The organism is Microbulbifer maximicatervae (SeqCode) (genome assembly GCF_052467385.1).
The window spans coordinates 4,144,079-4,168,282 of record NZ_CP174311.1; the positions used below are offsets into that span (position 1 = coordinate 4,144,079).

Below are 24,204 nucleotides of genomic sequence, written 5' to 3' on the forward strand. Positions count from 1 at the left end.
TTCAAGTCACTTGAATACCAACCCCAAAAAATCATCTGATAAATAATTTATCTCTTCGCCTTTTTACCGTAAATGTGCCCAACCAAATAGAAAGCGAACGGTATAATCAAATAGCTAATAATCGGTACTATAATCGCCACAGCAGCAATTACTTGTAACAATTTATGATCTGGCAAAATTAGGGCTAAGCTGTCGGGAATAAAATAAACCAAAGGAATCAAGGATAAAAATGTAATTAATGTAGCAAAATGCTTATTGTGATGAACCATAGACATACTCCCGCCCTCCCGTAAAAATGAGAGGGGTTTTGAATTACTTTTGGTTTGCTGCAGTAAGGTAGCTGTTATATACCCATCGATAGGTCGTGTGTTGAGCTAATATGCCCCCAAGCTCCGTGCCGTGATTACTTCGCCAATCATCCATCATCTCAGCCAACACGGATGACCAGGTAGCAACTTTAACGCCCGCCTGCGTCATACGATGCATAGCAGCTTGTGTCACTGTACTATTCCAAGTACCAGAAGCATCCACTACGGCATATACATCATACCCTTCGGCTACAGCAGAGATAGCGGGAAACATCAAGCAGACATCCGTAACGATGCCAGCCATAATTATTTTTTTACGCCCGGTTGACTCAATAGCTCGCTTAAACTCCGGACTTTTCCACGCGTTTATCTCACCTTCACGCTCAATTATTTCACTGCCCAAGATGTTTGTTATCTCTGGCATAATAGGACCATTAGGGCCTTCAGGCATACTCGCGGTAACAACAGTGGGTAAACCTACTGCTTTCGCAAGATTTGCCAATCCCTTTATGTTCTCCGTCATCAGATGCGGATCCAGATCCCGACAACTCACCAATAGTCCCGTTTGATGATCAATTAATGCCAACACAGAATTGTCTTTAGTTAAGGTCTCTGAAAACTTATTCACGGTGCTACCTACCTATATAATGTTTTAACTTTCTAATAACAATTGCACTTGTATTAACATCTGCAATTAACTTACCGCTATAACTCCTAATTAAATCTCCATCCTTCACGTTTTCTTTTTGCCCAGTTTCAGAAAAGACTCCCCAGCCTTTAGTTAGGTAAACCAGAGTTTCACCATTAAAGGAAATTTGCTCAGCTGCATTTAAATTGGCGATCTCGATAATCGTACTGTTATCAAAGGTCACTGTTTGATCATCGCGTCCCCCATAAACCCTGGTGACCTTATTTTGGCTGGGCATGTAATACTTGTAGACTGCGGCTTGACCAGAGACAGTTGGTAAAACCCATAGCTGGATCATTCGGTTTTTTTTGCTGTCCGGGTTCACCTCGTTGTGCGTAAACCCCTGGCCTCCAGCTCGCTGGACTTGCACTCCTCCTTTATCTAAACCTTTGCCATGCTCTAAAGAGCCCTCATGTTGTATTCGTCCATCCACCATGACCGAAATCACATCTATCTCACGGTGGGGGTGCATGCCTGTTTCGCCTTTCGGATTGAAGCGGGCATCGGCCAGATATACAAAATTATCGAGCCCTTCAGAGGTATGTGGATGTTTGTGCGGACCGAATACCTGGCTATCCGTTACCAACCTGTGCTCGGTAAGCCCAGCAAAACCGCCAAGCAGTAGTGAGTCACGTTTGAGGATTTTCATGATGTGCCTCCAAAATATGTAAGCGATGGAGGTATCTTAGGTACAACTTATTGTTTTATATATACCAAAATCAGAATATGACTATCCCACTTTCAACAACAATAGATTTCTATGAGCCAAGACCTCAAAGATATGAAGGTGCTTTTAGCCGTAGTGGAAACAGCTAGCTTTATCCAAGCCGCAAATCGCCTGGCTATACCAAAAGCCAACATAAGCAAGAAAGTCGCCCACCTGGAGGGTCAGCTATCAGTCAGGCTCTCAAATCTTAAAGGAGGTAGGTAGGTAGTATTTAAATCACTGTCTGCGTATTGAACAAGAGATGATACTGGCCGAAGGGGAAGTGCCTGAAATCCTGCAGGTTCATTACCGACCCAGCTCACCTAAAAATATGAAACGCCTACGAAAATTAAGGGTTGGGAGAATCATCGAAAGTTATTTAACTAGCGTCCTGGTAATATCCTCACCATAATTTCGCAGTATAAAATAAGTGCTCGAGAAAATATAAATCTAAATTTTACGGATGACTTATAAATTATTAATCGAGGCACTATTGCCAATCTATTGCAAAATTAGAGCATGAAAAGAAAGATTATTTATGCCCTACATCCATAAAATAGAATCAAGATTACTTAAATCTGTGCGTTTATCGGGGCTCTACCTGAGATATTTAAACAAAGAAAACTATGTAATATCTGGCCGCAAGAATAGCGGACGAAAAAATGTTATTTCTAAGCATCTAAACTTCTGTCTTTCCACTACGGAAAGCTAAGTTAAAAAAGAAGCTGCTTTTTAATAAAGCCATACAAGGTCCATGCTTTCAATAAACTGATGACAAGATAATACTCTGACCTTATCCCAGTTACTCACCACTTAGGCGAGCCTAGTAGCGCTAAGTATTCGCCAAAAGAGGCCCCGGTTCTGGAGCTACACAACCAGCCCAGCAAGCATACGTTGCCCAGTGGGACAGCTGTCAGCCCCATGCAACCGGTACAACTGTTGGGCACAATAAATGCTCAAGAGGTCAAAATACCCTCATCCAGATACATTTTCACATGGGGTCTACGTTTTACATCCCATATAATGGCGGGCTACTCTGTTTTTATTAGTCTGTTACACCGTAGTTTATGTCCGATTTTAGCCCCCATCGCTTTTGTACCGCTCCGCTGCTTGATTGGAGCGACCGCCATTGCCGCTATATGTGGCGCCTACTGAGCAAGCATGCACGCCTGTATTCGGAAATGGTGACCACCGGGGCAATACTGCATGGTGACCAACAGCGACATTTGCAATTTGATGCAGCTGAACAACCTGTCGCCCTGCAGTTGGGGGGCAGTGACCCTCAAGAACTGGCTGAATGCGCCCGTATCGCCGAGGAATGGGGCTATAGCGAAATCAACCTAAACTGTGGCTGCCCCAGTGACCGAGTCCAGTCCGGGCGTTTTGGTGCCTGCCTTATGGCGGAACCGGATGTGGTAGCCGCAGGACTCACTGCCATGCGGGAAGCGGTATCTATTCCGGTTACCGTCAAGCACCGTATCGGCATCGACGATATGGAAGACTACCCAGGCCTGACCCGCTTCGTGGAGGCCCAGGCCAATGCCGGTGTGGATACCTTTATCGTCCATGCGCGCAAAGCGTGGCTTAAAGGGCTAAGCCCCAAGGAAAACCGCGAAATTCCTCCGCTCAATTACGACATGGTTTACCAGTTGAAGAAAGATTACCCCAAACTGCAAATTGTTATTAACGGGGGGATCAATTCAATTGAGGAATGCCAGCAACATTTAAGCCACGTGGATGGTGTTATGCTGGGGCGCGCGGCTTACCAAACCCCGACAATCCTGGCCCAGGTGGACAGCCAATTATTTGGCGGTGAGACCGGCCCGGATGCCATCCAGGTGGTAGAGCAGATGCTGCCCTATATCGAGCAGGAAATGCAGCGCGGACAGCGCTTGAATCATATCACCCGGCATATGCTCGGGTTATTCCAGGGGCTTCCTGGTGCTCGGCGCTTCCGCCGACATTTGAGCGAAAATGCCCACAAGCCGGGGGCGGGTCCCGAGGTGCTTGAACAGGCATTGGCCCAGGTCACCCAAGCCGCTTAGACCGCTTTCAATATGTAGACCAGTGAATAATTAAGGGAGGAACCATGAACAAGTTGGAGCAACTCAAACAGCGCAGCCAGGTTGTAGCAGATACGGGAGATATTGAAGCAATTCGCCGATATTGTCCTCAAGATGCCACAACCAATCCCTCCCTACTGTTTAAGGCCGCCCAGCTCCCTCAGTACGACAACCATATCGCCGAGGCACTTCAGTGGGCCGAAAGCCACCAGGGTGGCTCGAACGCGGAAAATATTGCACGCCTGGCCGCCATCAAACTGGCTGTCAGCATCGGCACGGAAATCTTGCAGTTGGTGCCCGGGGTGGTATCCACCGAGGTCGATGCTCGTCTCTCCTTTGATACCCGCGCTACTATTGACTACGCACGCCACCTGATCGCCCTCTACGAACGCGCAGGTATTTCCAAAGAGCGGGTATTGATCAAGATCGCGTCGACATGGGAAGGCATTGCTGCCGCATCGGTACTGGAGCGCGAGGGAATCCACTGCAACCTGACCTTGTTGTTCAGTCAATCCCAGGCGATCGCCTGTGCCGAAGCCGGGGTAACTCTGATCTCCCCCTTCGTCGGTCGAATCCTCGATTGGCATATCGCCAACAGCGGCCGCGAGTCATTCCCTGCGGAAGAGGACCCGGGCGTAATCTCGGTGCGCAATATCTATGAGTACTACAAGTCCCGAGACTACAAAACCATTGTGATGGGCGCCAGCTTCCGCAATACCGGGGAGATTGAGGCTCTGGCTGGTTGCGATCGACTGACAATCAGCCCTCAGCTATTACAGGCCCTGGAGGACAGTGAGGCACCTCTCGCTGCTGGCCTGCCACCGGTATCCGCAACCAAATCCCGGCCGACACAGGATCTGGCTGAAGCCGAATTCCGCTTTCAATTGAATAGCGATGCCATGGCCACTGAAAAGCTTGCCGATGGCATCCGGAACTTCGTGAAGGATCAGGAACGTTTAGAGCTATTGTTACAGAACCGAGTAAAGGGACAGCAGGAAATTCATGCTGCAACAAATCCGTAAACTGTTTGAGCAGATAGGAAATAGCGTTGATGTTGAAGCACGTGACGAAAAAGACGTGCGGATGATCAGCGCTGCGCTGTTAGTCGAGGTCGCCACTGTCGATCAAAAGCTCGATGAGTGTGAGCGTGAAACGCTCACACAGCTCCTGTGCCAGCACTACTCTCTCGACCAGACTAGTGCCACAGAAATAGTCAGTGAAGCTATTGGCCAACGGGACAGAGCCACATCCCTGTTCGAGTTCACCCAGGCGGTGAATGAACAGTTCAGCGAGAGAGATAAATACCTGCTGATTTTACAGATGTGGCAGGTAGCTTTTTCAGATGATGTTATCGAGGCTTTCGAGGAGCACCTGATTCGCAGGGTGGCAGAGCTAATTTATCTGCCACACGGACTCTTCACCAAGGCACGCGCCGAAGCGAGGGATATGAAGCGTTGCTAAGAAAGGGAGATTTCCAGGACTGGGGATTAGGAGAGAATAAGCGCTAGTGATAATGCGCCGAAGATTTGGCAACCGGGGAACATTCTCGCTCCAGGGTATGTACCAAGTCGCGAAAAGTCTCGGCGTTTTGCTCGTTCATGCTCATCAATACCCGGTGAGCTTCCAGCACCTTTTCCCGCGCAGCACACTCGTCGGGGCTATTACATACCAAAGGCGTGGTGGGTACGCTCATATCGTGGACCGTATCGCTGATTTCAACCAACGAATCAAAGCCCATAGCGTCCAATAGATGGCGGATACCTTTACCCGCAGAGAATACCAGCGGCTTATCACAGCCCCGCTCCAAAGCGCGAATAGCAATCTTCGCCATCAGGCCGAGGGTCGTACTATCAACACCTTCTGCACCACCGAGATCAAATGCCACTCCGGCAAAATCACCCCGTGCAAACATGTTGTCGATAAAGCTATCAAATGAGGTACAAAGGTTGAGACGAACATCACCTACTAACTTGATGACGTAGATGCCCTGGTGGGCCCCAACCATAATTTGCCCGGACTGCATAACAACCCCTGGCTCACCCGAATACACCTTTTGATAGAAGTGCAGGCGGATGGCAAAAGTTCACTGGTAGAGAACACAATAGCATTTGACGTTTTTGGCGCCTAGTGCAATTTTGTGCATAAAGTGGGCGGAGCTTACTCCTGACTATGCAGACTGACAAGTGCGATAAAGCACAAAATTCGACTTCATAGTCGAAGACTATCGATAGAAGTTTTAGGCATTACTGGCGGCCTAAAGTGAGAATCGTAATATCGTCCGGAAGGGCACCAAAAGTATCCATTTTTAGAGACTGACAGAGCCTGTCGAGTTCTCCCCCACTCTCTGAAATAGCCTGCAAAAGCTGGGCCTCTTTATCAAGCAGATCGCCCTGTAATAATTCAAGTACACCGTCGGAACAAGCGACCAGGCGCCAAGCGGGCGGCAGCTCAGCACGCATCACTTGCCAATCACCCCGTTCAAATATACCCAGGGGGCGCCCTTTTCCCGGCAACCAGTCTGCACCTGCCTCACTTACCAGGGCCGGCATAGGTATTTGCCCGGCGACGGCATAGTGCAACTGCCGGGCACTACTATCCACAACCCCGACAAACATACTGGCGTGCTTGCCCAATTTTGTGGATAACAACTCGCCATTGACCAGATTAAGGACATCCAACAAGTCATCACTGAGGGAATCCAGCTGGGCAAATAAGGGGCGCTCCCGCAAGCGATGCATAATACTGTGCTTAATCAGGGCAGTAACCAGCGCAGAAGAGACACCATGGCCCGACACATCGACCAGGTAAAAGGCTACAAAGCGCTCACCGAACAAGCCGTAATCAACAAAATCACCGCTCAGGTACAGGGAGGGAACCAGCCGGTAGGATGCTTCCACACCACTGGGGTAGTGATAGGGGGTACGGGGAAGTAAATGCTGTTGCAGTAAACGGCCAGCTTCCTGGTCCCTGCGCAGCAGCTCAACATGATCCCGCAGTTCACTGTTGCGACGCTCCAAGGTCACTTTATATTCGCGATTCTGCTTCGCCAGGTTTTCTTCACCGCTGATACGGCAGATCATGCGATCAATAGCCGCCGCTTCTTCCAAAGGTTTAACCAGGTAGTCTTTGGCTCCAAGGCGCATCGCTTGGAGTACATCATCGGCAGCACTGTCTGAGGCAATAATTACTGCGGCCACTTCTGGGGCTATGCGCTTTATCCGCCGCAACACTTCCAGCCCACTCATATCCGGCAAATAGCGATCAATCAATACGATATGGAAAGCACCGGGGCTGAACTGGCCGATGCCATCTTCCCCGTTGTTGGCAACACTTACCTGGAAGCCAAAACGCGAAAGCGCCCCTCGCAAAAAATTGCGGGAGCGCTCATCGTCGGTAAGCACCAGGCTACTGGGGCCGGCCATATAAAGGCTCTAAAAAGTTATCTGCCCTAGGTAACAAATCAGTAGTCGGAAGCCTCTTCCACTTCACCCTGATCAATTGCCTCTGCGGCCTCTTCTTCAGTTTGAACATCCATTTCACCATCGACAATCAAATAGTCGCGGCGCTGCAGGTAAGCATCCCGCAAGAGTACATAGCGATCACCATGCAACAGGGACTCCGCTTGCAGCAGGCTGGCACGGCTCTGAATGATATCTGTACCCTTCAATGCATATTTGGTCGCGTCGTCATTTACATAGGTCAAGGGGTTGGTGTAGTAATCCACGACCCTGGCAGGGGTATCCCGTACAGTGGATGGACCCAGTAGCGGCAAAACCAGGTAGGGGCCAGAAGGCACACCCCAAACAGCCAAAGTCTGGCCAAAGTCCTCGCCATCACCCTGCTCGAGACCCATGTGCTGGGCAACATCCAGAATACCGCCAATACCTACCGTGGAATTCACCAGGAAACGACCCGCGTCATTGCCCGCTTGGCCCCATTTACCCTGCAGAACATCATTAAAAGTATTGGTAACTTCGCGCAGATTGTCGAAAAAGTTGCTGACACCGTGCTGCACGAAAATCGGGGTAATTTGGCGATAGCTGACAGCGGCGGGCTTCAACACATAGCGATCTGCACCATCGTTGAAGGAGAATATGGCCCGATTAAAACCTTCCCAGGGGTCGCGAAGTGATAAATCTTCGCCCTCGGCACCACCAAATTCATCGGCAGGATCAAAGCCGTACTCATCCTCGAGAGACAGGCCCCCGTCATCGGCACTGGCATCCTCTGCTCCGCTGGTATCTACCGCAGCCGGGTTTTGAGCTGCACCACCAAACGGATCTTGTTGCGCTAGCGCCCCTACTGGAGTAACAGCTATCAGAGTTGCCATTAACCAGGGCGATAAAGTTTTGCTTCCAAGCACAACCCTGCTCCTCTTATATCAAACTAGTGAGACCAAGGATTCTAACGCCCTAGTAATTCGTAAGCTACCCTCGGCAGCATAGCAGCTGGGATTTGCCAAAGATAAAGGAGTTTCAGGCAATCACAGGCTAAGCCTTTAAACCGGCAATAACCCCTTTATTCAGTAGTTTTTCTAATAAATCGGCACCAAAATCAAATAAGGAGTCACGACTAATATTGGGTAATTCCTGAGCCATCTGTTCCAATATTTGTAAGCCGGTGTAATCGCCCGCAGAGACCAACTGCAACAATCTGGCGGTGACGGCATTGATCTCCATAAAATTCACTTTGTCGGAACGATCCCGGTATACGAAAAGGAACGTCGGTACCTCCGGCGGCTCTTGGGGCTGAAAATCCGGCCCCAACCGATGCACTGGGTAGCGGTAGCTGAGGCTCCAGACAAGAGGGGAAACTACAGGAACTTGCTGTAAAACATCCCCCTCTATCGCCAGCCCTTCCGGTAATTCCACATCACTGACATCTAAAGCCAACTCTACCCACTCGTAGTGGGCAAGCTCCAACAGGAACGGAGGATCTTGTGGTTGTTCTCCCCGTTCGTTCTGTAAATATGAGAGAAACTCTTCACTGATCTGCAAAAAATACGGGCTAACGGATGTGTGTATGTGCACAAAATCTCGCACCATTTGATGCCAGTTTTCGTCGCTATAAAGACTGCGTAAAACCGGGAATCCACTGGCAACAAAGGACTCAATATTGTTGTAAATCAAATCCCGATAAATAGCGACACGCCGGTCCTCAATTTCTGCCGGCGGCGCAACTTGATCCGGTGCGCGCAAATGGGCAGTAAAGTCCCGCTGCACATTTTTGAATGTCTCGGGCTTATCGACGACTGAGGACATAATTCTCTTCCACCTGGTGACTGGCCTGAATGGTTTTAATATGTCCTACTTCTTCGAGTAATTTGGGAATTGGCGGAATATTAAAATCCCGCTCAAGTAGCGTCGGCATCACACCGTGAATATCGTAGGCGCGATCGAGTAGTTCCCACACAGGATCAATAACCGGTGCACCATGGGTGTCCACCTTTAAATCCTCTGCCTCATCATAGTGCCCGGCAATATGTACGTAGCGAATTCTTTCAGTAGGTAGTGCAGATAGAAAGTCCAGCGCATCGTAGCGGTGGTTAATCGAGTTTACATAAATATTGTTCACGTCCAGAAGCAAATCACAATCGGCCTCTTCCAGCACCGCATTTAAAAAAGCCAGTTCAGTCATCTCCTGGCCCGGCGCCGCATAGTAGGAGACATTCTCCATTGCAATCCGTTCTTCCAGTGCGTCCTGGACCATACGGATTCGCTCGGCAACATACATCACCGCTTCTTGCGTAAAGGGAATGGGCAATAAATCGTACAGATGGCCGTGATCTGAGCAATAACTCAAGTGCTCACTGTAACCGCGAATATTGTGTTGCTTGATAAATTTTTTAATGGCTGCAACCAATTCCATATCCAATGGTTCTGGTGCACCAATCGAGAGAGATAAACCGTGAAGTAAAAAAGGAAAACGCTCTGTATATTCCTTAAACCAGCGCCCATAGCGACCGCCAACACCAATCCAATTCTCAGGCGCTACCTCCAGAAAATCTACGGCATCTGTATCAAGGTTCTCACCCATCATTGAGCGGCGCAATCCAAACCCAGCGCCTTCTATGGAAAACTCGCGCAACACTTTCAGGTCTCACTTTTTTCAGCGATCAATAAAAAACAGGGTGGATCGCTAAAGCGTATCCACCCTCTTTGAGTACAGCGAAAAATTACCCGCCACACTTACCTTCGCCGCACTTACCTTCTTTTTTCTTGCCTTCGCCGCACTTACCTTCGCCGCACTTGCCTTCTTTTTTCTTACCTTCGCCGCACTTGCCTTCGCCGCACTTACCCTCTTTCTTTTTATCATCACCATCGTGATCAGCCAGCGCCACGTTGTAGCCTGAGCTCAGGTCTGCTGCGGCAAAGGGGTTAGCATTGCTGTTGGCAGCAGATACATTCATAGCGGCAGTGGCGATAAACGCTGCGCCAACTGCGGCGGCTACAGGGGAAAGGTGCTTCTTGTTCATAGTGAATCTCCTAACTAGGTGTCCTTAGCAATAAAAAGTACAAGAGACTTTTTTCCACTCCGCAGAAGTATAATGCTGCGAAACAAAAATCAGTCATTGAATAGAACCCGCCACAAAATAACCGGTATCAAGGGGTCATTCTGGGCTCCAGGCCTGCTTTCAGTACTTCTGTCGGGCTCTCCATCAAATTCTTACACTTGATCAAAATTTTTTTTGTGATCTCTTTTCCATAGAGAAAATCAACCAAGCAAACCTTTCCCATCAATTTCTGCCCATGACTTGCTTAAGCGCTTGGATGACACCGGCATCAGGGTTTTTAGAGTCTGCGCGAATAAGGAAACACGAAATTCCTCCAACATCCAGCGAAACTCACGCAATTCTGCCTCTGCAGAGAGTTCTCTGGGTGAATATTTCTCCACTTGCGCCAAGTAAGGCTCCGCCGCCTTCTGGTATTCAACTTGCAGTTTTCGGGTCACGGTTAGGGTCGAGAGCAGCCTTTTCCAAGCGCATTGCGATCGCCTTCAGATAGCGGCCGTACTGGCGCAGCCATGACAGCGGAGTATCAAACAGGCATCCTCGGTAGAAGAGCCCACCCAGTTGCTGCTGGATATCCCCCACCGCCATTGCGACCGCCAGGTTTTTCTGCTGCTTGATTTGTTTGCGCAGTGGCACCAGCTGGGCCAGGGCCTTGACCAACAGATCACCAATCTCCTGGGCCACCCCCACCAAGTCACCGTCATTTTTCAAAGCGGCCAGGAATTCAGCTTCGGTGCGAGGCAACTCCTCTTTGGGCCAGAAAACTTCGCGGACAGCTGCCATCAATATGTCGTCAGCTACCTCCTCACGACGCCCCAAATCTGCTGCAGAAAGCCCCAGCTCCTTGCCTCGCAACAGCTCTTTGCGCAGATACTTCACCTTCTCCGGCAAGTGCAGCAGAGCCAAACGGCAAATACCGGCACGAGTAAGCCTGCGCGCCTCGCTGGGGTTATCCAGTAGCTTCAGGGAGACACTGTCTTTTCCTTCAACCAGTGCGGGGTAAGCCCGCACCTTGAGCCCACCCTGGTTGAGGGTATGGGTCTCTGGAAGATCACCGAAGTCCCAGCGGGAAATACCCTCCCGCTCAAAACTGTCGCCAGCTGTTGCCAGCCCCTGCTGTACCCGATCCCGGTAGCGCACCTGCAATAGGGCCAAATCCCGATCTTGATCCAGCAATTTGCCGCCTTCATCCATTACCTGGATATTGAAACGGTAATAATCTTCCAGGGCCTGTTCCGCAGACTCCCACACCTCATCTGGCAGCTGCTGTGCTGTCTGGCGCTTCAGCTCCAGAGCCAACGACTGCCACAACGGGGTATTGTCTGCACGCAGTCGGGGCAAAGCCTTATCTATCGCAGCCGGCACTGGCACAAAATATTTACGCCACTGCTTGGGCAGGGCTTTTACCAGAGCGATGCACTTGTCCCGCAAGATGCCCGGCACCAACCAGGAGAGGCGAGCTGCCGGCACCTGGTGCAGTGCTGCAACCGGCACCTGTATACTGACGCCATCATCCACACTGCCAGGCTCAAAGTGATAGCTGAGCGGATAGACAATACCGCCCGCCTGCAACTCATTAGGGAATTGGGCCTCTCCCACATGATCGGCACTCTGCTGCATCAATAAGTCGCGGGGAATAAACAGCAGCTGTGTATCGCTGGATTCCGCTTTCTTGCGCCAGTGCTCAAATCCAGCCAGGTTGACGATATCCGCCGGGATACGCTCATCAAAGAAACGGTACACCACTTCATCATCCACCAGAATATCCCGGCGACGGGATTTGGCTTCCAGCTCTTCCAAGGACTTCAGCAGGTCGAGATAGTGCTTATAAAACCGCCCCTTACCGCGATAGCGTTGCTCCACCAGCGCCTGGCGAATAAACACTTCCCGAGAAATTTGCGGGTCCAATTTGCCGTAGGGAATTCGGCGTTTTTCCACCAGCACCAAACCGTAAAGGGAGACCTTCTCAAAGGCCATCACCTGTCCGGAGCGAGCGTCAAAATGGGGTTCAAAATAATTGCGCTTAACCAGGTGCTGCGCGGCGGCCAATATCCACTCGGGCTCGACCTTGGCTACGGTATGGGCGAACAGGCGGCTGGTCTCCAGTAACTGGGCAGACACCACCCAGCGGGGAGGTTTTTTAAATTGACCAGAGCCTGGGAAAATATGGAAACGACGGTTGCGGCAGCCGTTAAACTCCTTGTTTTCATCCCGCGCGCCAATATTGCCCAGCAATCCCACTACGATGGCTCGGTGTATCGCTTCGTATTCCGCCGGCTCTTTGTTTTCTTTAACTTCGAGATCGCGACAGGCCACACGCAGCTGGTGGTGGATATCTCTCCACTCGCGCATACGCAGCCAGGACAGGAAGTTTTTCTGGCACCACTTGCGCAACTGATTTTGACTCAGTTCCTGACGCTGGACTTCAAAGGCATCCCACAGCTGAACGAAGGATAAAAAATCCGATTGCTCATGCTGCCACTGGCGATGTTTTTCATCCGCAGCCTGGCGTTTTTCTGCCGGGCGCTCGCGCGGGTCCTGCACGGCGAGAGCGGCGACAATAATCAAGAGCTCCCGCGCACTGCCATTCTCTGCCCCCGCCAATAACATGCGGCTCAGGCGCGGGTCTAAAGGCAACCTTGATAGGGATCGCCCCAATTTAGTGACCCGGCCCTGCTCATCTACCGCCTGTAATTCCTGCAGCAATTTATAGCCGTCATTAATCAGTCGTGGGTCCGGCGGATCGACAAATGGAAACTCGCGGATATCACCGATACGCAACTGCAACATTTGCAGAATGACTGCGGCCAGATTCGTACGCAAAATTTCCGCATCGGTAAATTCCGGGCGCTGCTCAAAATCCCGCTCTTCATACAAGCGCACACAAACACCGGCGCTGACACGGCCACAGCGACCGGCACGCTGGTTGGCGCTGGCCTGGGAAACCGGCTCTATAGGCAGCCGCTGAATTTTACTGCGATAGCTGTAGCGGCTCACTCGTGCAGTACCCGGGTCGATCACATAACGGATACCGGGCACGGTGATAGAGGTCTCCGCCACATTGGTAGCGAGTACAATGCGACGGCCTTTATGGCCATGGAAAACTTTGGCTTGCTCCGCAAGGCTCAAGCGTGCATACAGGGGCAGCACTTCCAATTGCGCTATCTGCGCATCCCGCAAAGCCTTGGCGCACTCGCGGATTTCCCGCTCGCCGCTCATAAATACCAGGATATCCCCACCGCGCCGACTGCTGGACTTTTCCTCGTGCAGCAACTCCTCCACAGCAGTGACCACCTGCTCGTTGAGATCTGCATCCGTATCCGCTGCGGGGCGATAGTGAACTTCCACTGGGTAGGTACGACCGGAAACCTCGATAATCGGCGCATCGTCAAAGTGCCGGGAAAATTTTTCCAGGTCGATGGTGGCCGAGGTAATTATCAGTTTCAGGTCAGAGCGCTTGGGCAGTATGGTTTTCAAATAGCCCAATAGAAAATCAATATTAAGGCTGCGCTCATGGGCTTCATCGATAATCAGCGTATCGTATTTATTTAACAAGGGATCGCGCTGAATTTCAGCCAGCAGGATACCGTCTGTCATCAGTTTGACGTGGGTATGCTCGTTGCTGTGGTCGGTAAAGCGGACCTGGTAACCGACGGACTCTCCCAGGGGCTGCCCCAGCTCCTCAGCAATTCGATTCGCTACAGTGCGCGCGGCAATCCTGCGCGGCTGGGTGTGGCCGATCTGGCCGTAAATTCCCCGGCCCAGTGACAGGCAAATTTTTGGCAACTGAGTGGTTTTACCAGAACCGGTTTCACCGGCAATCACTACAACCTGATTTTTCTCGATCTGCTCGGCGATTTCCTCCCGCCGCGCTACCACTGGCAAAGACTCCGGCCACTGCACTTCCGGCAACTTGCGCCGGCGCTCCTCCACCAGGGTCTCAGACGCTTGGAGCTGCTGCTCCAATTGGGCCAACATGCGATCTACCCGCTTGCCCTCTTTCTGGCGCCGGCGCACATTTTTGACAGTCCTGCGCAACCCATAGCGGTCACGCCCCATGGTCGCGGAGATTCGGGCCTGCAGCGCCCCCAGTACTTTTTCTGCTTCGGTGTGACTCATAATTCGTACAGCAATGGCAAACGCGGGATTATACCCCCTGAGCACCGCAGGGCTATCAAACCTTATTGTGGCGCTCATCTATACTGGTGCGAATAGCACTTCTTCTGAGGGGCACGGCCTTTACTGCTGGTGCAATTCCTCAGGGTCATACCTTGCGAGCAGTACTATGCAAGAGATCAAGCCCAAGCCCCCCGCCAGCGCAGGCCAGCTGTTTGGCCACCCCAAGGGACTCTTCCTGTTGTTTGGTACTGAGATGTGGGAACGTCTCAGCTACTACGGCATGCGTGGTATTTTTGTCTTCTACCTGACCTCTACAGCGACTGCCGCAGTCTTCGGCTGGGAACAACTGACCGATACCGAGTTGCAATCCAAAGCCCTCAGCTACCTGGGCTGGTATGCAATGCTGGTGTACCTGACCCCCATTATTGGCGGTTGGATGGCAGATAATCGCTGGGGCCAGCGCCGCTGTATTATGTTCGGCGGCACCTTGATGATGCTGGGGCAGTTCGCCCTGGGATTCCCCCACGGTTGGCTGCCAAATGGCAGTCAAATTTATATGCTGTGGATCGGGTTGGCCTTGCTGATTATCGGCAACGGTTTCTTCAAACCAAATATCTCTACCATGGTCGGGGACCTTTACGAGGAAGGTGACCACCGCCGGGATACCGCTTTTACCATTTTTTATATGGGCATCAACCTGGGCTCTATCCTCGGTTACCTGCTGGTGGGCTGGATTGGGGAAAAGGTGGATTACCAGCTGGCCTTTATCGTCGCTGGCCTTGGCATGTTAGCCGGCCTAATCCTGCAGATGACCCAAGCCAAGCGCTACCTGGGAGAAATCGGTGTAGAACCTTCTGCGCACCTGGAACTGAAAGACAAGAAAGATGAGGACGTCGATAAGCGCCGCCCGTTGACTCAGGAGGAGCGAGACCGCATCAAAGTTATTTTGGTTTTGGGCGTGTTTATCGTGATTTTTTGGGCCGGCTTTGAGCAGGCTGCCGGCTCAATGAACTTATTCGCCAAATATCGAACCGACCTGAATGTACTGGGGTGGGAGATTCCAGCCAGTTGGCTGCAGATGGTAAACCCACTGTTTATTATTATCCTCGCGCCAATTATGGCCAGTATTTGGGTAGGCATGGGAGACCGGGAACCCAGCTCACCGGCCAAATTCAGTTTGGGACTGGTTTTTCTCGGCGTGGGATTCTTATCCATGTGCGGTGCCGCCCTGCAAATTGGCGATTCAGAGACCATTAAAGCGAGTATTTGGTGGCTGGTATTTGCCTATATTTTCCACACCATTGGCGAACTTTGCCTATCGCCAATTGGGCTCTCTGTCGTAACTAAATTATCTCCGCTGCGCTATTTATCCCTGATGATGGGGCTTTGGTTTGCCTTTATTGGTATTGCCAACAAAGGAGCCGCAGAGATCGGTAAACTCGTTGGTGTATCCGGCCCACTCGCAACCTTTGGCGGAGTAGCCCTGGCCGCAATTATTGCCGGAATTATCCTGTACTTTATTCGCGAGAAACTGGTGGACTGGATGCACGGTGCAGAAGAGGTTCACGTAAAGGTGGGCGAAACCACCAAGGAGGAACTGAGCATCACCGCCGATCACGACGGTGTACCGCCGAAGCATTTTAGCGGTAATGACAAATAAGGGAGCCAACCCATAAAAGGCGTATTTTGCGAGCACGGACCTCGCTCTTTAACGTTATCAGATTCCGGACCGCTAACAGGCGTACGTTTAGCGGTCAAAGATCTCTTTCAATTGAAAGGGGAGAAAAATACGGCAGGCAGCCCCGAGTGGTTTAATACCCACCCTCCTGCCAATAAAACCGCACTTAGCTTGCAGCAATTACTGGAGGCCGGCTCAACCTTTACTGGGTTTACTCACCTTGATGAACTCGCCTACAGCATGCAGGGGAGTAATTTACACTACGGTTCTGCCGACAACCCTAAACTGCCCGGCTATTTTTGTGGGGGTTCCTCTATGGGATCGGCCGCCGCCGTGGCCTCAGGAACAGCCGATATTGGCTTAGGCACCGACACCGGCGGATCGGTGAGGGTACCTGCAAGCTATTGTGGTTTATTCGGCATTCGAACCAGTCACTCACTTATTCCTACCGACGGTGTTATCGGTTTAGCACCCTGCTTTGATACTGTCGGTTGGTTTAGTCAAACTCCTTCATTACTTGTAGACGTCGGCAAAATTCTAATCCCGTCACAGCACTTGTCCGCAAATAAAGTAACCCGCCTGGTTACTTGCCCCGAGATAAGTCAACTGGCAGATACGCCCATTCAATCAGCAATCCAGGAATTTATTCCTACATTAAATAATCAATTTCCTATCTGCGAGATTAAACACCTGTCTGACATTGAATTACTGGGCGAACTGGCGGATGTATTCAGAATTTTGCAGGGCCGCGCCATCGCCAATACTCACGGAGACTGGTTGCGAAAATACCGGCCGGTATTTTCAGAGGACATCGCCACGAGAATTACTATGGCCCTATCAATTACCGACGATGAGATATCCTGGGCCAACGAAAAACGACAACAGTGGTGCAAGTTGATGGAAACATTACTACCGGACAACAATAGCGTTTTACTAGTACCAACCACCCCCACAACCGCAATTAAGAAAGGGACCGATAGTGAACCCAGCAAAGTACAAACAAATCGCCAGCGACTATTGGGTTTAACCGCTATTGCAGGGCTTTGGGGCACCCCCCAGTGTCATCTGCCGTTGTTTTCTATCGTAGAAAATGAGATTAATACTGGGGGAAAAGAGATAGAGAAACCCAGTGGTTTCTCATTGATAATGACTCCACGAAGCGATTTTTCGCTTCTCTCTCTAGTTGAGCAACTAACGAAACCCCACGAATAGCAGGTAGCACCTAAGGTGCTACCTGAAAAAGCGATCAGCTTTTTAACGCCCTTTAACCAAATAAGCGATGGCTCGATCCAATCCCTCCAGGGTCATCGGATACATATGCCCGTCCACCAGTCTCTGGGTCATACCGATACTGGGAGTATATTGCCAGTACTCCTCTCCTACAGGGTTCAACCAGATCAGGTTACTGTAGGTATCGGTAACACGCTCCATCCAGGCCGCACCGGGCTCCTCATTCATATGTTCGACACTGCCGAAACGACTGGTAATTTCGTAGGGCGCCATAGACGCATCGCCGACAAAAATTACTTTGTAGTCCTTGCCATAGGTGCGCAGTATTTCCAGCAGCGAGGTATTTTCGCTATAGCGCCGCTGGTTGTCTTTCCACACATGCTCGTAAACAAAATTGTGGAAATAAAAATATTCGAGATGCTTGAACTCAGAACGACAGGCGGAGAACAGTTCTTCACAGACGCGCACATAGGGGTCCATAGAGCCCCCTACATCGAAAAAGATCAGCACCTTAATTGCATTATGTCGCTCCGGCACCATTTGAATATCCAGTAACCCTGCGTTGCGTGCAGTAGAGGAAATGGTGTTATCCAGATCCAGTTCCTCTGCGGCACCGGTGCGGGCAAATTTGCGCAGCTTGCGCAGAGCCACCTGGATATTGCGGGTGCCCAGACTGATACTGTCATCCAGATTTTTAAACTGGCGCTTCTCCCACACTTTTGACGCCGAGCGATTGCGCCCCTTACCACCCACACGGATACCGCCGGGATGATAACCACTATTGCCAAACGGGCTGGTGCCGCCAGTACCAATCCAGCGATTACCACCGCTGTGACGCTTCTTCTGCTCCTCTAGACGCTTTTTAAATTCCTCCAGTAGTTTTTCCAAGCCACCGAGGCTTTGCACCTGGGCCTTTTCCTCTTCGGTCAGCTGCTTCATAAATTCTGCACGCAGCCAGTCCTCGGGAATCATTTGCTCGACAATGTCGTCGAGGGTCTCAAGGTCCTTAAAATAGGCGTCGAAAGCGCGATCAAATTTATCGAAGTGCTTCTCATCCTTGACGAGGCAAACGCGGGCAAGGAAGTAAAATTCCTCAAGGTCGGCAAATACCAGGCGCTGCTGTAATGCCTCAAGCAGGGCCAGCAGTTCGGTGATGGTTACCGGTAATTTATAGCGGCGTAAATTCTGGAAAAAGCCAATCAGCATAATAATTCGCAGTCAGCACAGAGAAAAAATAACACCCGGTTAAACCGGGCCGAAATCACCGAGGACAATTTCAGCCCTCGGTGACATTAACCAACACAGTTTAGCGATTATCGCGACGGGCCATAAACGCCAGGCGCTCCAGCATATGGACATCCTGCTCGTTTTTCAGCAGGGCACCGTAGAGCGGCGGAATGGCATTGCTGCTATCGCTGTTTTTCAGGATCTCCTCGGGAATATCATCAGCCATCAACAGCTTGAGCCAATCGATCAGCTCAGAGGTAGAAGGCTTTTTCTTCAGGCCTGGAACCTCGCGCAGCTGGAAGAAAATATCCATTGCCTCGGCCACCAGCTGCCCTTTGATCCCTGGGTAGTGCACATCGACAATTTTGCACATGGTGTCACGATCGGGGAAGCTGATGTAATGGAAAAAGCAACGGCGTAAAAAGGCGTCCGGCAATTCTTTCTCATTATTGGAAGTGATAATTACGATGGGGCGCTGCTTGGCCTTGATGGTTTCGCCAGTCTCATAGACAAAGAACTCCATACGATCCAGCTCAACCAGCAGGTCGTTGGGGAATTCGATATCCGCTTTATCGATTTCATCGATCAGCAGCACCACGCGCTCTTCTGCCGCAAAGGCCTCCCAAAGCTTACCGCGCTTAATGTAGTTGCCAATATCGTGAACCTTATCCACCCCCAGTTGGGAGTCCCGCAGGCGGGATACCGCGTCGTACTCGTACAGGCCCTGCTGGGCTTTGGTGGTGGATTTAATATGCCACTGAATCAGCTTTAGTCCGAGGCTCTCTGCTACCTGCTCGGCGAGCAGTGTTTTGCCGGTGCCGGGCTCACCCTTGATCAATAGTGGGCGCTGCAGGGTAACGGCCGCATTCACCGCCATCTGCAAGTCGTCGGTCGCTACATAGCTTTCGGTACCGGTAAACTTCATAACTGCTCCAATCCTGTCGTCGAGGCTAACTATCTCTTTTAGCGAATGATAATTGAACAACAGGTTGGGGGCGAGGCGGTAACGCTCAATTTGGATGACCAGCTTGCGCTGGAGGAATTTGCCAGTCCCGCAGGGCGAGCCTTGAAAGTACGCGTGGGCTTACCGAAGCAGCCTAGGCCATCTGGGTACTGCGGCGGTGTACAACCTGGCGACCTTTGCCGGTGATATACCAGCGGATGCCCAGGTGACTGTGAATTTTCCCGACCATCTCCAGCACCAGCAAGCTATTCAAGGCGCGGGCTATAGAATTGGTTTCCATACCGCTGTCCTGCACCATGCCGGAAAGAGACCGAAATACACACTCCCCGGTATTTAACAAATGCAGCACCTGTAGGGCATTGTCATCCAATTTACGGATCTGATTGAAATCGATGGTCGGCCCCTGCTCGGGATCGCCCTCAATTTCATGCTCCAATAGGGGCATCATTTCCAACTGCATGGTGCGCAGTTCCTGCTCCATATTCTCTACTCGGGCGCGGGCAATACTGGCGTCGCGCAACTGGCGCCGCGCGGCGTTAAACACGAACATACGGGACGCAATTGCAGCGAGCAGGCAGTAACCGGTAAAAATCAATAAACGCGAGGGGTCACCCTGGATTTCTATCAACAAGTCACTCTGGGTGAATTTAAGGAATATCGGCACCATCAAGGCGCCACACAGCCCCATAATCAGGCAACGTGCGAGCCCCGCTGGATCTTCTTCGGTAAACAGCATTTGATAGTAATTGACCAACCCACCCAAAATGCCCGAAACCAGCATTACTGCAGTCAATATAAGCAGGTGATCGAGCATCAGTATTCCTCAGCCATTCGGCTCTCACTGCCAATCCGGGCAAGTGGGTATTGAACTGAATATTTCACTCTATTCACGACTGCCCTTGCCCTCTTCCCCTATTAGGTGCGAGGTATTTCCCACATGCTGGATACAGCCGCCTCTTGTTGTTACTGGATACCTGGCAGAAAAGTGACACGGCTTTTACATTGTTTTGCATTGCGCCACAGCGGGAACCAGCTTAATAGATATAGCAGCTGTCATTGACTGGGGTTGCCGGTCTAAAGGGTTTTAGCGCCTTTGATACGAGCAACCGAGTGAAGGCCTGGATATAGGCGTCGAGGAGGGACGATGGCTGCGCAAGTGAATTAAAGTGCAACAAAAAATACTGGGGGAATGGCTACCCTGCCCTCAGGCATGACAGCCATATCTTGGGTTATTGTTCGTTAAAGTAGGGATCTTCATCAAAGCGACGACGCCTGTCCCGGCGAAACCTCATCAGCAAGCTGACAATCCCCCAAACAACCATGATCGCCAGGGCTCCACCCGAAGCGAATATCAAATTGGTAGTGACCTCTGGCGCCGCTCCATTTTCTTCAAACAGCGTTTGATAAACAAATAGCGGCAACACCGGCACAGCAACTGACTCCGCTACAGAGGTCTTTGCCGGCGCCAGCAACACCGCCGCAGCCACTAACAGTAGAGTCTGGCGTACCCAACTCCAGCGCCAATTGCGCATAAACCACCAGCCCGCCAACAGCATAACCAGTGTTGAAGCGGCGTATACCATCCAGGCAAATTGGAAATCTTCTGTCATTCTCTCACTCTACTTTCTGGCACACCGATCCAATATGCCAGGGTCCTTTACATCGTCACTCGCTCGGAACCGGCATATTTACGCCGCTTCGCAGACAAACACTGCCAGCGATAATTAATTCGAAGAATCGAATTAATTATGCGCAATATTCAAAGGCGTTCACAGGTCGCAGTTCCCGTTTGCGATCAACCCTGTTCAACCCAAGAGACAATATGATCCTCCATATCGTCTGGATGAACCGACTCTTCACTGACAACGCGCCCACGCACCGATATCCCCGCCCGATGAACGGATTCCGGGTCTCCCGATACCAATGGGTGCCAGTCCGCAAGAGGGCGCCCTTCCGCAAGGCTGCGGTATGCGCAGGTGAGCGGCAACCAATCGAATTCGGCAATATCCTCTATACGCAACTGAATGCATCCGGGAACATGGGCTTTGCGCTGGCTGTACTTGCTGCACTGGCAGGAATGGGTATCCAACAGGCGGCAGGCCACATTAGTGAGGTAGACCTCACCCGTATCCTCATCCTCCAAACTATGCAGACAGCAGCGACCACAACCGTCACAAAGCTGCTCCCACTCGGATCGACTCATTTGCTCCAGCGTTTTCCGCCGCCAAAAAGGCTCCTGTGCCATTTAGCTCGACTCAGCGTTGCAACTTGCTGTTCTTCAGCGCGATTTCACTCATTTCGGAATCGGCTATTGGCGGCATCTGTAAGTAATAGCCGCGAGTGCGCACCTCTTTGAGCAACTTGTCCGCCTCCGCACGGGCCAGTTTTTTGTCCGGCGTCACCAACATCGTAGTGACGTGCTGCGGCTTGCCGAAAAGCTCCAGTAGATTTTTGGGAACCCTCGCAGTGCCCTCGCGCTTATCCACGTACAGATACATCTCGTCTTTATTTGGACTGCGATAAATATCGCATAAAACTTTCACTTCAATTCCTCTTTACGCAATTGTTTCAGAGCTTCGAGCAAAGGGTGGCCAATCACATCGGCCCGCCACCCTCTGAGCCGACCCTCTAACTCGGGTCGACGGGCCTGGACCAAGGCTTCCAGCTCTTTTTTGCGAATTAATATTTCGGCAGGCAACCCGGCCCGCTCGGCAATAGACACCATCTCAAGCCGCAGTTGCTTGAGGATTTCTCCCTGCTGCCGGTTGAGGGGCTGCTGCATTCGCGCAGGTGGATCGCTTCTCTCGCAGGCTTGGGCAACGATCTTTAACAGAGCTTCGCCGTGCTCACGCAGAGCTCGCCCTTCCATACCCAGTTGGCTCAAGGCACCTCTATGCCGCGGCAACTGTTGGGCCAGGCCGAGACAGATATTCTCTTTCAACAAGTGATTGCGCGGCATATTCAGCGCCCTGGCCTGCTTTTCGCGCCAGGCACACACATCCTGTAGCACTGCCAGTTGTTTACTGCGCAGGCGCCAGGCACCTTTCACTTTTTGGTAGTAAATCTCAGGTGGGCTCGGGTTTCGAGCCGTGACCACCAATGATGCACAGTCTTCCTGCAACCACTCCAGGCGCCCCTTCGCATTGAGGTCCTTTACCAGTACGCCGTAGAGTACCGGCAACCAAGCGACATCGAGGGCGGCATAGGTTTTCTGTGCATCGCTGAGAGGTCTCTGCAGCCAGTCCGAGCGGGTTTCACTCTTGGGCAACTCTATATGCAGTAGCTGGTTAACTGTCGCCGCATAACCCAAGCCTGCTCCCATACCACAGATTGCAGCGGCAATTTGGGTATCAAAAATGGGCTCGGGAATCACGCCTAGCAAGCGCTCCAGGGTTTCCAGGTCCTCACTACAACTGTGCATGATTTTAGTGACAGCGGTATCGAGCAAGAGGTCGCGAAGCGGCTGTAACTCCTCAATCGCCAAATTGTCGATCAGGTAGCAGTGTTTTCCATCACCTACCTGGACCAGGGCCGGCTGGGGATAAAAAGTACGACTGCGCATGAACTCGGTATCCAGGGCTACCGCACTCTGCTTGCGCCATTCTGCACACAACTCTACCAGCTGCTCGTAACTGTCAACCCAGCGTGGAGTGGTATCTATTTCTGTCATCGATATCACTCAACTGCCGGAAAAAAATGCGGTTCGACTATTAAAGGCGTGGGCGAGAGTGCCGCCATCGATATACTCCAATTCTCCGCCGATGGGCACACCGTGGGCAATCCGGCTCACCGTCACCCCCTGGGCACGAGCTCTCTCCGCGATGTACTGCGCGGTAGCTTCACCTTCTACTGTAGGGTTAGTGGCGACAATAAGTTCGCGCAACTGCTCAGTAGCGAGTCTCTGCTCCAGCAAGTCGATCCCCAGGTCCCCCGGGCCAATGCCATCAATGGGCGAGAGATGCCCATGCAGGACAAAGTAGCGACCGTGGTAATTACCGGCCTGCTCAATAGCCAGAACATCAGCGGGCGTCTCAACCACGCAAAGTGAGTCCTGCTCGCGCCGGCTATTGCAACACAATGAGCAAACGGGCTCCTCTGTCAGGGTGCGACACTGCCCACAGCGCCCCACTTGTTCCACCGCTCGCGCCAAACTCTGGGCCAGCAGGGAGGCAGCTTCCCGGTCTTTTTCCAATAGGTACATCGCCATGCGCTGCGCGGACTTGGGGCCCACACTGGGCAGACAGCGGAGCGCGCGGATCAGCTCTTCAATCAGGGGACTAAACATACAAACTCAAAACCAGTGGATGGCCACTTCTTAAAAGGGGAGCTTAAAGCCTTCAGGCAAATTGATACCTGAAGTCAGGTCTCCCATCCCCTGCTTTTGCAGTTCCTGTGTTTTTTCCTCTACACGACGCACAGCGTCGTTGACCGCAGCGGCCAGCAGGTCTTCCAGCATTTCCTTCTCTTCGGTCATCAGGGAGGGATCAATTTCCACAGATACCACATCGTGGCGACCATTCATCGTCACCTTGACCATACCCGCCCCAGACTCACCGCAGATGCGAAGCTCAGTCAGGTCCTGCTGCATCTTCTGCATTTTTTCCTGCATATCGGCCTGCATTTTCTGGGCCTGCTGCATCAAATCGCCCAAACCTTTCATAGGTAACCTCTATCTTGTGCATGTGGCCCCGGAATAAACCGGGCCCTAAT

The 24,204-nt window shown here is 51.5% G+C and carries 23 protein-coding genes and 1 pseudogene; 6 read left to right on the top strand and 18 right to left on the bottom strand.

Annotated elements, in window-relative coordinates; translation table 11 throughout:
* Nucleotides 1-312 precede the first annotated feature (312 nt).
* Nucleotides 313-936 (bottom strand): isochorismatase family protein, encoded by a 624-nt coding sequence (locus tag ACJJIR_RS17675; protein WP_444906339.1) that lies wholly within the window; start codon nucleotides 934-936, stop codon nucleotides 313-315.
* A 4-nt stretch (nucleotides 937-940) separates the two neighbouring features.
* Complete coding sequence (locus ACJJIR_RS17680) at nucleotides 941-1,645, bottom strand: pirin family protein (RefSeq protein ID WP_444906340.1); 705 nt, start codon at nucleotides 1,643-1,645, stop codon at nucleotides 941-943.
* A 132-nt stretch (nucleotides 1,646-1,777) separates the two neighbouring features.
* Between ACJJIR_RS17680 and ACJJIR_RS17685 the strand changes: the two genes are divergently transcribed.
* From ACJJIR_RS17685 to ACJJIR_RS17700, 4 genes are all read left to right on the top strand, one after another.
* Nucleotides 1,778-1,927, top strand: a complete 150-nt coding sequence (locus tag ACJJIR_RS17685) for a helix-turn-helix domain-containing protein (RefSeq protein ID WP_444908432.1) — start codon at nucleotides 1,778-1,780, stop codon at nucleotides 1,925-1,927.
* A gap of 842 nt (nucleotides 1,928-2,769) precedes the next feature.
* Nucleotides 2,770-3,747, top strand: a complete 978-nt coding sequence (dusA, locus tag ACJJIR_RS17690; RefSeq protein ID WP_444906341.1) for a tRNA dihydrouridine(20/20a) synthase DusA — start codon at nucleotides 2,770-2,772, stop codon at nucleotides 3,745-3,747.
* A gap of 44 nt (nucleotides 3,748-3,791) precedes the next feature.
* Nucleotides 3,792-4,787, top strand: coding sequence for a transaldolase (tal, locus tag ACJJIR_RS17695; RefSeq protein WP_444906342.1), 996 nt, complete (start codon nucleotides 3,792-3,794; stop codon nucleotides 4,785-4,787).
* Nucleotides 4,768-5,226: a tellurite resistance TerB family protein gene (locus ACJJIR_RS17700; protein WP_282934160.1), complete on the top strand. Its 459-nt coding sequence runs from the start codon at nucleotides 4,768-4,770 to the stop codon at nucleotides 5,224-5,226. Before tal ends, ACJJIR_RS17700 begins: the two co-directional genes overlap by 20 nt.
* 43 nt (nucleotides 5,227-5,269) lie before the next feature.
* Here the strand turns inward: ACJJIR_RS17700 and ACJJIR_RS17705 are convergent, their stop codons facing one another.
* The 7 genes and pseudogenes from ACJJIR_RS17705 to hrpA all read right to left on the bottom strand — a co-directional run bounded on the left by ACJJIR_RS17705 (nucleotide 5,270) and on the right by hrpA (nucleotide 14,395).
* Complete coding sequence (locus ACJJIR_RS17705; RefSeq protein WP_282934161.1) at nucleotides 5,270-5,788, bottom strand: STAS domain-containing protein; 519 nt, start codon at nucleotides 5,786-5,788, stop codon at nucleotides 5,270-5,272.
* A gap of 220 nt (nucleotides 5,789-6,008) precedes the next feature.
* On the bottom strand, nucleotides 6,009-7,187 hold the full coding sequence (locus ACJJIR_RS17710) for a PP2C family protein-serine/threonine phosphatase (protein ID WP_413664484.1): 1,179 nt from the start codon (nucleotides 7,185-7,187) through the stop codon (nucleotides 6,009-6,011).
* 38 nt (nucleotides 7,188-7,225) lie between these two features.
* The gene (locus ACJJIR_RS17715; protein WP_444906343.1) at nucleotides 7,226-8,128 is read right to left on the bottom strand and encodes an MlaA family lipoprotein; all 903 of its coding nucleotides are present in this window, start codon (nucleotides 8,126-8,128) and stop codon (nucleotides 7,226-7,228) included.
* A 127-nt stretch (nucleotides 8,129-8,255) separates the two neighbouring features.
* A complete protein-coding gene (locus ACJJIR_RS17720; protein WP_444906344.1) occupies nucleotides 8,256-9,026 on the bottom strand; it encodes an HvfC family RiPP maturation protein in 771 nt (256 codons plus the stop codon).
* Nucleotides 9,007-9,804: an HvfB family MNIO-type RiPP peptide maturase gene (locus ACJJIR_RS17725; protein ID WP_413665843.1), complete on the bottom strand. Its 798-nt coding sequence runs from the start codon at nucleotides 9,802-9,804 to the stop codon at nucleotides 9,007-9,009. Before ACJJIR_RS17725 ends, ACJJIR_RS17720 begins: the two co-directional genes overlap by 20 nt.
* Before the next feature lie 136 nt (nucleotides 9,805-9,940).
* On the bottom strand, nucleotides 9,941-10,240 hold the full coding sequence (locus tag ACJJIR_RS17730) for an HvfA family oxazolone/thioamide-modified RiPP metallophore (protein ID WP_108731896.1): 300 nt from the start codon (nucleotides 10,238-10,240) through the stop codon (nucleotides 9,941-9,943).
* Between the two features lie 239 nt (nucleotides 10,241-10,479).
* A pseudogene (gene hrpA / locus ACJJIR_RS17735) lies at nucleotides 10,480-14,395 on the bottom strand (ATP-dependent RNA helicase HrpA).
* A gap of 166 nt (nucleotides 14,396-14,561) precedes the next feature.
* Here hrpA and ACJJIR_RS17740 point away from each other — a divergent pair.
* Both ACJJIR_RS17740 and ACJJIR_RS17745 read left to right on the top strand, forming a co-directional pair.
* Complete coding sequence (locus ACJJIR_RS17740; protein ID WP_413664480.1) at nucleotides 14,562-16,055, top strand: peptide MFS transporter; 1,494 nt, start codon at nucleotides 14,562-14,564, stop codon at nucleotides 16,053-16,055.
* A 12-nt stretch (nucleotides 16,056-16,067) separates the two neighbouring features.
* The gene (locus ACJJIR_RS17745) at nucleotides 16,068-17,285 is read left to right on the top strand and encodes an amidase family protein (protein ID WP_444908433.1); all 1,218 of its coding nucleotides are present in this window, start codon (nucleotides 16,068-16,070) and stop codon (nucleotides 17,283-17,285) included.
* Between the two features lie 42 nt (nucleotides 17,286-17,327).
* Here ACJJIR_RS17745 and ACJJIR_RS17750 read toward each other — a convergent pair whose 3' ends face one another.
* The 9 genes from ACJJIR_RS17750 to ACJJIR_RS17790 form a co-directional block, all read right to left on the bottom strand.
* The gene (locus tag ACJJIR_RS17750) at nucleotides 17,328-18,509 is read right to left on the bottom strand and encodes a vWA domain-containing protein (RefSeq protein WP_108731893.1); all 1,182 of its coding nucleotides are present in this window, start codon (nucleotides 18,507-18,509) and stop codon (nucleotides 17,328-17,330) included.
* Between the two features lie 100 nt (nucleotides 18,510-18,609).
* Entirely contained in the window at nucleotides 18,610-19,455 is an 846-nt protein-coding gene (locus tag ACJJIR_RS17755; protein ID WP_444906345.1) for an AAA family ATPase, read from the bottom strand.
* A 172-nt stretch (nucleotides 19,456-19,627) separates the two neighbouring features.
* Complete coding sequence (locus ACJJIR_RS17760; protein ID WP_108731891.1) at nucleotides 19,628-20,308, bottom strand: YEATS-associated helix-containing protein; 681 nt, start codon at nucleotides 20,306-20,308, stop codon at nucleotides 19,628-19,630.
* A gap of 415 nt (nucleotides 20,309-20,723) precedes the next feature.
* Complete coding sequence (locus ACJJIR_RS17765) at nucleotides 20,724-21,104, bottom strand: hypothetical protein (RefSeq protein WP_282934168.1); 381 nt, start codon at nucleotides 21,102-21,104, stop codon at nucleotides 20,724-20,726.
* 185 nt (nucleotides 21,105-21,289) lie between these two features.
* Nucleotides 21,290-21,697 carry a YcgN family cysteine cluster protein gene (locus ACJJIR_RS17770; protein ID WP_444906346.1) on the bottom strand — a complete coding sequence of 136 codons (408 nt, stop codon included), beginning with the start codon at nucleotides 21,695-21,697 and terminating at the stop codon, nucleotides 21,290-21,292.
* 52 nt (nucleotides 21,698-21,749) lie between these two features.
* Nucleotides 21,750-22,037: a YcgL domain-containing protein gene (locus ACJJIR_RS17775; RefSeq protein WP_444892840.1), complete on the bottom strand. Its 288-nt coding sequence runs from the start codon at nucleotides 22,035-22,037 to the stop codon at nucleotides 21,750-21,752.
* The gene (gene rnd, locus ACJJIR_RS17780; RefSeq protein WP_444906347.1) at nucleotides 22,034-23,164 is read right to left on the bottom strand and encodes a ribonuclease D; all 1,131 of its coding nucleotides are present in this window, start codon (nucleotides 23,162-23,164) and stop codon (nucleotides 22,034-22,036) included. The genes ACJJIR_RS17775 and rnd overlap by 4 nt, the downstream gene beginning before the upstream one ends.
* 9 nt (nucleotides 23,165-23,173) lie before the next feature.
* Nucleotides 23,174-23,779, bottom strand: a complete 606-nt coding sequence (recR, locus tag ACJJIR_RS17785) for a recombination mediator RecR (RefSeq protein WP_444906348.1) — start codon at nucleotides 23,777-23,779, stop codon at nucleotides 23,174-23,176.
* Between the two features lie 30 nt (nucleotides 23,780-23,809).
* Nucleotides 23,810-24,154, bottom strand: coding sequence for a YbaB/EbfC family nucleoid-associated protein (locus tag ACJJIR_RS17790; RefSeq protein WP_444906349.1), 345 nt, complete (start codon nucleotides 24,152-24,154; stop codon nucleotides 23,810-23,812).
* Nucleotides 24,155-24,204: the final 50 nt, after the last annotated feature.